Raw genomic sequence first — 10,897 nt, forward strand, 5'->3', positions numbered from 1 at the left:
CACTACCGTCGGTCACGGTCGCTGATCACTACTGTGGTCCGAGTGAATCGTCGGATCCTCACCCTGATCGTCGCCCTCATCCCTGTACTCGTGCTCGGCGTGGCCGGCAGCGTGGTCACCGTGCCGTTCGTCGCGCTCGGCCCCGGCCCCACCTTCGACACCCTCGGCCAGGTCGATGGCAAGGAGGTGGTCGATGTCACCGGGGCGCCACTGGATCCCACGAGCGGGCACCTCAATATGACGACCGTGTCGGTGCGCGACGGGCTGAACCTGTTCGAGGCGTTCGGGTTCTGGGTCAGCGGTGAGCACGGCCTGGTACCACGCGCCGAGGTATACCCGCCCGGTGTGTCACGCGAGGAGGTCGACAAGTCCAATCAGCAGGACTTCAAGGACTCCGAGAGCGATGCCGAGGTCGCCGCGCTGCACTACCTGAAGATGCCGACCGTCGTGCTGGTGCGCGGACTCGGTGAACAGGGCCCGGCCAAGGGTGTGCTCGAAGTCGGCGACGAGCTGATCAGCATCGACGGCACCGCGATCACCACGCCCAAGGATGTGATCGACATCGTCGGTACCAAGGGCCCCGGCGCGACCATCAGCGTGGTCTACCGGCGCGGCGACGCCGAGCGGACCAGCCAGATCACCCTGGCACCCCGTCCCGACGACGCGGCAAAGGGCTACCTCGGCATCACCCCCGGCGAAGGTGGACGTCCGCCGCTGCAAGTCGAGTTCAACCTCGCCGATATCGGCGGACCGTCGGCCGGGCTGATGTTCAGCCTGTCCCTGATCGACAAGCTCTCGCCGGGCGAACTCAACGGCGGCAAGTTCGTCGCGGGCACCGGCACCATCGACCAGGACGGCAAGGTCGGCCCGATCGGTGGCATCCAGTACAAGATGATCGCCGCGCGCGAGGCAGGCGCGGAAACGTTCCTCGTCCCCGCCGACAACTGCAACGAGGCCGGTCAGCGGGCCCCCGAGGGCCTGCGATTGGTGAAGGTCGACACCCTCGACAGCGCGATCACCTCGCTGGCCGACATCAACGCGGGCCGTGAGCCGATCAGCTGTGGGTAGCTCACTCCAAGGTGTGGTGGAGGGCCTCGACCAGGCCCGGTGCCAGGTTGGGGTAGGTGCGCAGGTCGAGATCGCCGAAGCCGTCGTCGTCCTCGGGGCGGATCTGCAGCAGGCACAGGGTGGCGCCCTGGCGCAATACGCCCGCGATGAGGCGGGCGTCGCGGCGGCCCGGATGCGCGTGCGCGGCGGCGCGCCCGGCCGCGTCCGCGGCTTCGTCGTCGGCGAGTAGCGGAACCAGCGCCTCGTCGAGATCGCTCTCGGCGTCGGGCGGCAGCACCACGATCTCCTGCACCAGCACACAGCCCTCGACCGCGGGCGGCCAGGTGGTGGTGGCCAGGAACTCGTCCAACGCCATCGACCCGCCGGTGATGTCGTCGGGGAAGGCGTCCTGGGCAACGGGGGTCAGCTCGCTGCCGTCGTCGAGCTGGTCCTGCAGGTCCGGTTCGGCCGCGGCCAGGTCGGCGGTCGGCACCAACGCGAACATCTGCGGCGGGTTTCCCCAGCCCTCGGCGTCGGCGAACTCGACGACCTCGCGCACACAGCGGGCGAGGAGAACTTCGGCGTGCTCGTCTTCGGTCACCCGCACATCCAATCATTTTCGGCCCAGACGCTTGCACGGTGTCCGATTTCCGTAGAGTGGGCGCCAACGGTCCGGCAACGGATCGCCCGCAACATTCGGACTGCGGTGACTGCGCCGATCACGGTGTGGAGCCGCCGGAGCATGGAGAGTGGCACCGTGGGCATGCGGCCCCCCACCGGCTTACCTTCGCTGTCCCGACGCAGCCGTGTGCTGCTGGTGACAGCAGTCGTCCTCGCGGCGCTGCTGCTGCTCGGGCCCCGCTTCACCGATGCCTATACCAATTGGTTGTGGTTCGGTGAGGTCGGTTATCGCAGTGTGTATCTGGGCGTGTTGCGCACACGCCTGATCCTGTTCGTTGTCGTCGCGTTGCTCGTGGGCCTCGTGGTCTGGGCGGCGCTGCTGCTGGCCTATCGGTCGCGTCCGGTGTTCGTGCCGGTCGCCGGGCCCAACGATCCGATCGCGCGCTACCGCACGACCGTGATGAGCAAGCTGCGGCTGTTCGGCGTCGGTATCCCGGTGCTGCTCGGCGTGCTGTCGGGGCTGGTCGCGCAGTCGAATTGGGCGACGGTGCAGCTGTTCCTGCACGGTGGCGAGTTCGGTCAGCAGGACCCGCAGTTCCACCTCGACATCGGTTTCTACACCTTCGATCTGCCGTTCTACCGGATGGTGCTGAACTGGCTGTTCGTCGCCGTGGTGATCGCGTTCTTCGCGAACCTGGTGACCCACTACGTGTTCGGCGGTCTGCGGCTGGCCGGGCGTGAAGGCACCCTCACCAGGGCCGCGCGCGTGCAGCTCGCGGTGATCGCGGGAATCTTCGTCCTGCTCAAGGCGGTGGCGTACTGGTTCGACCGGTACGACCTGTTGTCGAGCACCCGCAAGGAGCCGACGTTCGGCGGTCCGTCGTTCACCGATATCAACGCGGTGCTGCCCGCCAAACTGATCCTGCTCTCGATCGCGGTGATCTGCGCGATGGCGTTCTTCGCCGGAATCGTCTTGCGCGATCTGCGGGTTCCCGCCATGGCGGCGGCGCTGTTGGTGCTGTCGTCGATCCTGGTCGGTGCGGTGTGGCCGATGGTGGTCGAGCAGTTCTCGGTGCGCCCTAACGCGGCCGAGAAGGAGAGCCCCTACATCGAGCGCAACATCTTGGCGACTCGCGAGGCGTACGGGATCACCGACGACAAGGTCGAGTATCAGGACTACCGAGGTAGTTCCACGAAGAGCCCGCTCGAGGTCCCCGCCGACGCGGCGACCATCGGCAACGCGCGCCTGCTCGACCCGAATATCCTCTCGCCCACCTTCACTCAGCTGCAGCAGCGCAAGAACTTCTACGGCTTCCCCGAGTCGCTGGACATCGACCGCTACAACATCAACGGCGATCTTCAGGACTACATCGTCGCCGCCCGCGAGCTGCATCCCCAGGCCCTGTCGGGCAACCAGAAAGACTGGATCAACCAGCACACCGTCTACACCCACGGCAACGGGTTCGTCGCCGCGCCCGCCAACCGCGTGAACAAGCCGCAGTCCGAGGCGCAGAGCGCCGCGGGCGGCAGCGATTCGGGTTATCCGCTGTTCATGGTCAGTGACCTGTTCACCAAGGTCGAGGATCAGCAGATCAAGGTCGACCAGCCGCGCATCTACTACGGCGAGCTGATTTCCCAGACCGATCCCGACTACGCGATCGTCGGTTCCGCCGAGGGGGAGGCTCCGCGCGAATACGACTCCGACGAGGCGCAGTTCACCTACGACGGCAGCGGCGGCGTGCCGATCGGGAACTGGTTCAACCGGCTCGCTTTCGCGGCCAAGTACGCCGAGCGCAATATCTTGTTCTCCTCCGCCATCAGCGAGGACTCCAAGATCCTGTTCAACCGCGGTCCGCGTGATCGGGTGCAGAAGGTCGCACCGTGGCTGACCACCGACGGCAACGCCTACCCGGCGGTGATCGATGGCCGCGTCAAGTGGATCGTCGATGCCTACACCACGCTGGACAAGTACCCCTACGCCCAGCCGACCTCGCTCGACGGCGCGGTCGAGGACAGCATCGACAAGAAGACCGGGCGCGTGATCCCGCGCAAGGAGGTCAGCTACATCCGTAACTCGGTGAAGGCCACCGTCGACGCCTACGACGGCACCGTCACCCTGTACGAGACCGACACCGTCGACCCGGTCCTCAAGGCCTGGCGCGGGGTGTTCCCGGACGCGGTGAAGCCGCAGAGCGAGATCTCCCCCGAGCTGCGCGCGCACTTCCGCTACCCGGAGGACCTGTTCAAGGTCCAGCGCGACATGTTGACGAAATACCACGTGGACAACCCGCGCGAGTTCTTCACCAACAACGCGTTCTGGTCGGTGCCCAGTGACCCGACGATCGAGGGCGGCACCTTCAACCAGCCGCCGTACTACGTGCTGCTGGGCGATCCGAAGACCACCAAGCCGGTCTTCAACCTGACCTCGGCGATGGTCGGCTACAACCGGCAGTTCCTGTCTGCCTATATCTCGGTGCGCTCCGATCCCGAGAACTACGGCAAGTTCACCGTGCTGCAGCTGCCGACCGACTCCCAGACCCAGGGTCCGCAGCAGACACAGAACTCGATGACCACCGCCGACGCGGTGTCCCGAGAGAAAACCCTGCTGTCGAACTCGAACAAGATCCGCTACGGCAACCTGCTCACGCTGCCGGTGGCCGACGGCGGCATCCTCTACGTCGAACCGTTCTACAACGAACGCAACACCGGTTCGTCGACCTTCCCGCAGCTGCTTCGCGTGCTGGTGAGCTATCGCGACGCGGCGGGCAGCGTGAAGGTGGGGTACGACTCGACATTGGCCGGTGCGCTGAATCAGGTGATACCGGGTGCGGGTTCGCTGGCGACACCGTTCGGTGGCGATCCGGCGGTGAAGCCGAAGCCGGGAGCGACCCCACCGGTGGACCCGGGTACCGTCACGCCGCCTGCCGGCGGGACGACACCGCAGCCGGGGACCACACCGCCCGCGAGTTCGCCGACCCAAGAGGCCGCGGCCGCCGAGGTCAGCCGCAAGATCGAGGCGGTGCGCACGGCGATGCGGTCGGGCAACTTCACCGATTACGGTAAGGCGCTGGACGAACTGGACGTCGCGATGAAGGCGTACCAGGACGCCGCAGGCCGGTAACCACCGGCACGCAAGAAAGGCCCCGTCGGGATGACGGGGCCTTTCTTGTGCAGGGGGAACGGTGGATCAGCCGCCGATCGAGGCGATCAGCGGAGCGTTGGCGTTCAGCAGGTCCTGGTACTGACCCGAGACACCGTACTGGTCGGCCAGGGCCTGGCCCGCGGCCTTGGCCTGTTCGACGGCAGCCTGGACATCGGTCTTCGCCTCGGCGGGCAGCTCGACCGGCAGTTCGACGGCGGGCTCCTCGACCACCTCGGGCTCGGACGCGCCCGACTGCAGGAACTGCCCGCAGTGCGGCCACGCGCCGACGCCCTGGCTGGCGAGCACGTTCTCCGCGACGCGGATCTGCTCTGCCTTGCTGGCGTTGTGCGCCGAACCCTGGCCGCCGTTGGCCGCCCAGGTGCTCTGCGAGAACTGCAGCCCGCCGTAGTAGCCGTTGCCGGTGTTGATGCCCCAGTTGCCACCGCTCTCGCACTGAGCGACGCCGTCCCAGTTGTAGGCGGCGGCGGAGGCGGTGCCGGTGGCGAGGCTGAACGGAACGGCAACCAGGGCGCCGGTGATGGCGGCGACGCCAAGGGCGCGGGTGCTGAATTTCCGGGTCTCAGTCATGGGGGAGACGCTAACCAATGAATCGATGCCGATCACATCTTGATAACGGGCAGATTCTATGAATGGAATAGACGTCTTATCAATGTTTACGCTGCATAGCCAGTGGGAATCCCTAGATTCTGGTCGGTCTGTTATTGGTCCGTTATGTGTTCGGGATCACGGGGTGATCGTGACGCCGCTCACTGAAACTCGCCGCCGACGCACGCGGTTGCCGGAATGTGTGATGGCTGCCACATTCAATGACCGCGAGGTGCGGTGTTGCGCGGCGAGGATTCGTCGAATCGGTCGAAAAACTGGTTCTGACCTCGCGATTTGGCGCCTGCGCGCACCTGTGTGTAATGTTGTGTTCACACCGACGCGGGGTGGAGCAGCTCGGTAGCTCGCTGGGCTCATAACCCAGAGGTCGCAGGTTCAAATCCTGTCCCCGCTACAAAGAAAAGGCCCGGAACCACAGGTTCCGGGCCTTTTCCGTTGTCTGCTCAGGAACGGCGCAGGACCACCTGGAAGCCCTCGGTGGTGTTGAGCGTGAACTCGGCCGTGTTCGATGTGGACATGATGTTGGCCGCGCGGTCGGCACCGGTGATGTGTTCGACGATCGGGCGCAGGGCGGGAGACAGGGCGTTCCAGTCGTCTTCGGGGGATTCCAGCAGGCCGTGGTAGGTGCGTGGCGTGTCGGAGAGCCCTTCCGGCTGCCAGCCGAAGCGGGGCGTGCTCGCGAGGAACATGTTCAGGTCCGTGCAGGAACCGTCGGCCGCGCACACGCGCAGCGACATGATGTCGTCGGCGTAGTCGTAATCCCGCATGCTCATCGTCCAGCCCGCCGGGTCGCGGTAGTCGTAGTGCACGCCGGTCGGGCCGACCATGGTCAGCGTCGAGGTATCGCCGTCGCGATTGTCCAGCACTTCGGCGGTGAGAGGGCGGTCGTTGGGGGTGAAGGACCAGTCGCCGGTGTCGACGGGCTTGTGCCAGAAGCCGGTCCGGCCGTCCTGGCTGCCCTCCACGCGCAGTTCGCGCTGCTCCGAGTGCCCGCCGGTGGTGTGCACGCTGATGGTGGAGGTGATCTCGCCGGGAATCTTGGGCTGTCGCACCCACGACGGCGGTGGCAGGTGAATGCCGGTGTACTGCGGGAAGAACGGGCGCAGGAATTCGAACTGGGCGACCCAGGCGTCGAAATTGGTCGGCGCCGACGCGATGTCGGGTTTGTCGCCATAGGTGTAGGAGAAGAACAGGGTGTCGGCGCCGGAGATGTCGAAATCCCAGAGCCTGGTGTACATGTCGCCGTACTCGTTGATCAGGAAGGTCGTCGACCCGGACGCACTGAGGTTGACCGCCTGGAATCGGCCGTCGAGCGGGCCGGGCAATTCGTAGCTGTAGTCGTCGGCGAATTCCGGATCGCTGATCTTCAACGGATCACTGCCGGGCAGCCACGGATCGAGGATGACGATGCGATTGCCGTCCGGCGAGAGCACGAATACCGTGGTGACCCCCGCCCCGCCGACCGGCTGCTGCTTGCCTGCCGAATCGGTCCAGAAACCCTGCTGCCGGAACGGGATCAGCTCCACGTACTCCGGGTCGAGCCAGGAGAAACTCCACGCCCTCGACGCGGGCCGGACCTGGGAACCGGTCGGATCGAGCCAGATCGGTGACCCGAAACGTGCTGTCCACCACCACAGTTCCGGTGTCTGGTCGGCGAGGTCGAGGGTGTACACCCGTCCGCCGGGCACCAGTGCGACCAGCCTGCTCCGGTCCACCGAGATCGCCGAGATCCGGCCGCGCAGGCAGTTCGGCAGCGGCGCCGTCCGCCAGCCCGATTCCCCGGCGAAGGCCTTCACATACAGGTTCCCGTCGACCAGCGCGAACTGCCATGCCTCGTTGAAACCGCTGTTCGGCGTGCGCAATTCGATCCGGACGGGCAGCCGCTCGACGATACCGGCAGGTGCGAACGGCATCGTCAGCAAACCGATCCCGACATTGGGAAAGTGCATCGGCAGCGGCCAGGCGCCCGCGCGGCCGGGCAGCGTGAGCGCGGCGCAACTGAGTCCGTCGGGCAGGACACCGAACGGCCACCACTCGTCTGCCACCGCGGGGCTGCTCGTGGCAACCGCCGCCGCGGCCAGCGTTGCCGCTACCACTCCCGACCAGCCTCGACGCATCAGCGATCACACCTTCCATTCGCCGGGCCGGACGCCCGGAATACCAGGGCAACGCGAAAACGATCGGGACGGTGGCGCCCCGGGCGGAACACGAACAGGCGCGGCGGGTCGCTGCGAGAGGTGCGCGACCGGCGCGGAACGGTCGAAAGATATCAGCACTGCCCGATCACTCGGTCACCGAACACGACGAAGCCTCCCGGGGCACGGGAGGCTTCGCGGTGTGAGTCGGATCAGGCGTCGAGGTCGCTGGCGACCAGTTCGGCGATCTTGTCGAGGGTCGGCTGGTCGTCGCTGGTGATCACCACTTCGGCGCCCTGGCCCGCGCCGAGAGTCATGATCATCAGCGCGGAGCCCGCGTCTACGGGGTCACCGCCGGTGACCGCGATGGTGACGGGAACGCCTGCCGCGCCGACGGCTTCGGCGATCAGGGCAGCGGGGCGAGCGTGCAGGCCGACCGAGGAGCCGACGGTGACGGTGGTGCTTGCCATGGGATATCTCCTTGTGTGCGAACGGATTACGCGGTGGTGAGAACAGGGGCGATAGGCTGTTTTCGGGTCATTACGCCCAGGATGACACCCGCGCGATGGCGGAGGTGCCGGACAGGCCGTTGAGCCAGTCGGTGAGTCCGTTGCGGACGCGGTACTCGACGAACTCGCCGTCGCCGCGCCCGCGGAGGTCACCGCACACACGATCACCTCCGCCGTGGAGCACGCGGGAGGGTCGGGGTGCGGGTTTGGCCCGCGACCCCGCGGAGATCGCCCGCGCGCATCGGCTCGCCGATCTGGCGGCGCTCACCGTGCGGCGGCGGTGAGGGTCAGTCGAAGCCGAGGTCGCTGGTGAGCGGATCGCGCAGGGCGCCCTCGGCGGCCCGCAGTCGATCGGTGACCGAGGTCAGCAGATCCATCGAATCCTGGGAGAGCCCGAGCGCGAGGCGGGTCAGATGGCGGATGGCATCGCAATGGAAGCGGTCGGCGAGTAGGGCGTCCGGATCGGCGGGCGCAGCCGAGTGTTCGACGACGGTCACGACAGGGGCACTCACAATCTCGTATTTTCGAGTATGACGCACCTTACATCCCCCCTGGGCTCCGTGAACCCCGGTCGGCGTGCGAAAGTGCAGCAATGAGTCAGTTCGCCGACTATCAGAACGAGATCTACCTGGCCGCGCTCGGTGGGATCCAGCCCGAATTTCCCATGGATTACGCGACGCTCGAACGCAAAGCCAGTGCGGCGCTGCCGGATTCGTTGCTGAACTACATCGCCGGTGGGGCGGGCGACGAGCTCACGCAGCGGCGCAACGCCGAAGCCTTCGCGGACTGGGGTCTGGTGCCCCGGATGCTGGTGGGCGCCACCGAGCGCGATCTCACCGTCACCGCGTTCGGCCATACCTTCGCCAGCCCGCTGTTCCTCGCGCCGGTGGGAGTGATCGGTCTGGTCGGGGAGAAGGGCCACGGCGACATCGCGGTCGCGGAGGCGTCGGCGCACACCGGTGTGCCCGCGATGTACTCGACGCTGATGGAGGATCCGCTCGAGGACGTGCGCCCGCACGCAGGCGACACGCCGTCGTTCTTCCAGCTCTACACGCCGAAGAACCGCGAGCTCGCCGAGAGCCTGGTGCACCGCGCCGAAGCCGCCGGCTACGCGGGCATCACCGTCACCCTCGACACCTGGGTGCCCGGCTGGCGGCCGCGCGACCTGGCCAGCGGCAACTTCCCGCAGCTGCGTGGGCATGTGCTGAAGAACTACACCAGCGACCCGGTCTTCCAGAAGATGGTCGGCTCCGACGACCCCAAACTGATTGTCCTGCACTGGATCGCGACCTTCGGTAACTCGCTGACCTGGGATGACCTCGGCTGGTTGCGTTCGATCACCGATCTGCCGCTGATCCTCAAGGGCATCTCCCATCCCGAGGACGCCCGCAAAGCGATCGACTTCGGCGCCGACGGCATCTACTGCTCCAATCACGGTGGGCGCCAGGCCAACGGTGGGCTGAGCGCGCTGGAGACATTGCCCGCGGTCGTGGCCGCCTGTGACAACCGGGTGCCGGTGCTGTTCGATTCCGGAGTGCGCTCGGGTGCCGATGTGGTGAAGGCGCTCGGACTCGGCGCGACGATGGTCGGGCTCGGCAGGCCGTATGTGTACGCGCTCGCACTGGGCGGGGTGCGCGGTCTGGTGCATCTGCTGCGCAGCTATGCCGCTGAGGCCGACCTGTTGATGGCGGTCAACGGCTATCGCGACGTGGCCGCGGTGCGCGAGAACATTCGGCCGACCACGCGCGGTAACGCCGCTCACGGCTGATGGTGTCGCGGCCCGGAATTCCCGTGCAGGAGGGTTTTTCGGGCCGTGTGGGCGGCTCGGGGGAGAACTTGTCGGTGCCGTGCGGCATCATCGGTGCACAGACCACGCTGTAGCACCAACCCCCGGAGTCCACGATGTCCTCGCCGAGCACCAAGTCCGCATCCCGCCGATCAGCACCGCCGGTACTGTCCGACGCCGAGCTCGCGCGTATCGCAGGCGAGCTCGCCGAGGGTAAACCGCCGATGGTGTGGTTCACCGCCGCCGCTGTCGGTGTCGCCGAGGGGAAGTCGGGCAAGGTAGTCGCGCTCGACGACCCGTCCGCGGGCGACTTCCTGCAGGTGCGGCCCACCGGTTCCAAAGATGTGCTCTCGTTCGGCCCGAGCGAGGTGACGCTGACCAAGCCGGCCCGCGGGACTACGGTAGCGCCGGGCGGATCCGCACGGACTCGCCCGGAAAGTGTCCCCGCGCCGAGCAACCGAAAGGACAACACTGTGACCCAGCCGTCGACCCTGCCGAGCACTCCCACGCCCGCGCCGAGGTCGCTCGCCCCGGTATCCGATGAGGCCCCCAAGCCCGCCCCGGCCACGCCGCGGCCCGCGAAAGCTCCTGCGGTGCGCAAGGTGAAGGCTCCCGAGGTCACTGTCACGCTCACCGGTACGGCCGACGGGGAGTGGACCGTCGATGTGGTCAACGGTAAGAAGCGCAGCGTGAAGGGGATGGCTGTCAGCAGTGCGGCCGTTGCCCAGGCGGCGAAGATTCTGCATCCCGAGGTGGAGGAAGTGGTGGCCGGGATTCTGGAGGCTGCTCGGGGAGCTCAGCAGGCGAAGGTCGCGCAGTTACAGGCTGAGCTGGAGGCGGCTCGGAAGTTGTTGGAGGAGTTGGGGGACTGAGGGGTGCAATGACCGGGTGACCCAGGTGCTGCGGTTCGCCTCGGGGGTTGGGATTACAGGGGTTCGGTAGTCCCAGGAGGTTTGACGCTGTGTTTATTGGCGCGCTGGCGCGCGCGTGTCCGCGGCCCTGAGGGGCCGCCGGTTAGCGCTCGAGACTAGAG

The 10,897-nt window shown here is 66.8% G+C and carries 10 protein-coding genes and 1 tRNA gene; 5 read left to right on the forward strand and 6 right to left on the reverse strand.

The genetic code is table 11. The annotated features are described in order from the left end of the window. The first annotated feature begins 42 nt into the window (after nucleotides 1–42). The gene (locus tag ACFXKN_RS30160) at nucleotides 43–1,068 is read left to right on the forward strand and encodes a PDZ domain-containing protein (RefSeq protein WP_378940192.1); all 1,026 of its coding nucleotides are present in this window, start codon (nucleotides 43–45) and stop codon (nucleotides 1,066–1,068) included. A gap of 1 nt (nucleotide 1,069) precedes the next feature. Here ACFXKN_RS30160 and ACFXKN_RS30165 read toward each other — a convergent pair whose 3' ends face one another. Continuing rightward, nucleotides 1,070–1,648 (reverse strand): PPA1309 family protein, encoded by a 579-nt coding sequence (locus ACFXKN_RS30165; protein ID WP_378940190.1) that lies wholly within the window; start codon nucleotides 1,646–1,648, stop codon nucleotides 1,070–1,072. A 156-nt stretch (nucleotides 1,649–1,804) separates the two neighbouring features. Between ACFXKN_RS30165 and ACFXKN_RS30170 the strand changes: the two genes are divergently transcribed. Then, complete coding sequence (locus ACFXKN_RS30170) at nucleotides 1,805–4,789, forward strand: UPF0182 family protein (RefSeq protein ID WP_378942888.1); 2,985 nt, start codon at nucleotides 1,805–1,807, stop codon at nucleotides 4,787–4,789. A 66-nt stretch (nucleotides 4,790–4,855) separates the two neighbouring features. Here the strand turns inward: ACFXKN_RS30170 and ACFXKN_RS30175 are convergent, their stop codons facing one another. After that, on the reverse strand, nucleotides 4,856–5,398 hold the full coding sequence (locus ACFXKN_RS30175) for a transglycosylase family protein (RefSeq protein ID WP_378940188.1): 543 nt from the start codon (nucleotides 5,396–5,398) through the stop codon (nucleotides 4,856–4,858). Nucleotides 5,399–5,754: 356 nt separating this feature from the next. On the opposite strand from ACFXKN_RS30175, the gene ACFXKN_RS30180 reads away from it, so the two are divergent. Beyond that, nucleotides 5,755–5,828 (forward strand) — tRNA-Met (locus tag ACFXKN_RS30180). Nucleotides 5,829–5,877: 49 nt separating this feature from the next. Here ACFXKN_RS30180 and ACFXKN_RS30185 read toward each other — a convergent pair. The 4 genes from ACFXKN_RS30185 to ACFXKN_RS30200 form a co-directional block, all read right to left on the reverse strand. Further along, nucleotides 5,878–7,551, reverse strand: coding sequence for a hypothetical protein (locus ACFXKN_RS30185; protein WP_379434285.1), 1,674 nt, complete (start codon nucleotides 7,549–7,551; stop codon nucleotides 5,878–5,880). Between the two features lie 230 nt (nucleotides 7,552–7,781). After that, nucleotides 7,782–8,039 (reverse strand): HPr family phosphocarrier protein, encoded by a 258-nt coding sequence (locus ACFXKN_RS30190; RefSeq protein ID WP_101466146.1) that lies wholly within the window; start codon nucleotides 8,037–8,039, stop codon nucleotides 7,782–7,784. Between the two features lie 70 nt (nucleotides 8,040–8,109). Next, entirely contained in the window at nucleotides 8,110–8,238 is a 129-nt protein-coding gene (locus ACFXKN_RS30195) for a hypothetical protein (protein ID WP_378940182.1), read from the reverse strand. Nucleotides 8,239–8,365: 127 nt separating this feature from the next. Beyond that, a complete protein-coding gene (locus ACFXKN_RS30200) occupies nucleotides 8,366–8,590 on the reverse strand; it encodes a hypothetical protein (RefSeq protein WP_378920896.1) in 225 nt (74 codons plus the stop codon). Between the two features lie 80 nt (nucleotides 8,591–8,670). Here ACFXKN_RS30200 and ACFXKN_RS30205 point away from each other — a divergent pair, with 80 nt between their 5' ends. Next, nucleotides 8,671–9,846, forward strand: a complete 1,176-nt coding sequence (locus ACFXKN_RS30205) for an alpha-hydroxy-acid oxidizing protein (RefSeq protein WP_379434286.1) — start codon at nucleotides 8,671–8,673, stop codon at nucleotides 9,844–9,846. 134 nt (nucleotides 9,847–9,980) lie between these two features. Beyond that, on the forward strand, nucleotides 9,981–10,736 hold the full coding sequence (locus ACFXKN_RS30210; protein WP_378940179.1) for a DUF6319 family protein: 756 nt from the start codon (nucleotides 9,981–9,983) through the stop codon (nucleotides 10,734–10,736). The last annotated feature ends 161 nt before the right edge of the window (nucleotides 10,737–10,897 follow it).

The organism is Nocardia sp. NPDC059195, assembly GCF_042754695.1.
GTDB lineage: Bacteria > Actinomycetota > Actinomycetes > Mycobacteriales > Mycobacteriaceae > Nocardia.

What these genes read in the sequence shown, in the direction of transcription:
- ACFXKN_RS30190 (WP_101466146.1), bottom strand. Translation starts at nt 8,039, where the DNA reads ATGGCAAGCACCACCGTCACCGTCGGCTCCTCGGTCGGCCTGCACGCT.
- ACFXKN_RS30185 (WP_379434285.1), bottom strand. Translation starts at nt 7,551, where the DNA reads ATGCGTCGAGGCTGGTCGGGAGTGGTAGCGGCAACGCTGGCCGCGGCG.
- ACFXKN_RS30175 (WP_378940188.1), bottom strand. Translation starts at nt 5,398, where the DNA reads ATGACTGAGACCCGGAAATTCAGCACCCGCGCCCTTGGCGTCGCCGCC.
- ACFXKN_RS30210 (WP_378940179.1), top strand. Translation starts at nt 9,981, where the DNA reads ATGTCCTCGCCGAGCACCAAGTCCGCATCCCGCCGATCAGCACCGCCG.
- ACFXKN_RS30205 (WP_379434286.1), top strand. Translation starts at nt 8,671, where the DNA reads ATGAGTCAGTTCGCCGACTATCAGAACGAGATCTACCTGGCCGCGCTC.